Source organism: Streptomyces sp. 4F14 (assembly GCF_048159485.1).
GTDB lineage: Bacteria > Actinomycetota > Actinomycetes > Streptomycetales > Streptomycetaceae > Streptomyces.
Window position 1 is genome coordinate 1 of sequence record NZ_JBLRVY010000352.1, and the last position, 328, is coordinate 328.

1 protein-coding gene is annotated in these 328 nt (G+C 64.0%); it reads left to right on the plus strand.

Translation table 11 applies throughout. The features are described from left to right. Positions 1–63: 63 nt before the first annotated feature. A partial coding sequence (locus ACLZOT_RS51075) for a hypothetical protein (protein WP_416976126.1) occupies positions 64–328 on the plus strand: 265 nt, incomplete at its 3' end.

Genomic DNA, 328 nt, shown 5'->3' on the forward strand with positions numbered 1-328 from the left:
CAGACCAACATGAAGCGCCCATACCCCACCCTCCTCACAAAAGCACAGATAATCGACCACCACATGGAGTACGGCATACTACGCCTCACCAACGTCAACCAGCTGCAGCAGCACACGCCCAGCCTGGAGATCACCCCGGCCTTCGGCGGCGGCCAGCCGCAGTTCCGCCTGCGCGGCGTGGGCTTCGACGACTACGCCTCGAACAACACCTCGACGGTCGGGGTCTATGTCAACGAGGTCGCCTATCCGCTGCCGGTGACCGTGGTCGCCGAACTGCTGAGCATCCCCCGCGCCGACCAGCATCTGGTGGAGAAGTGGATGCGGGGCA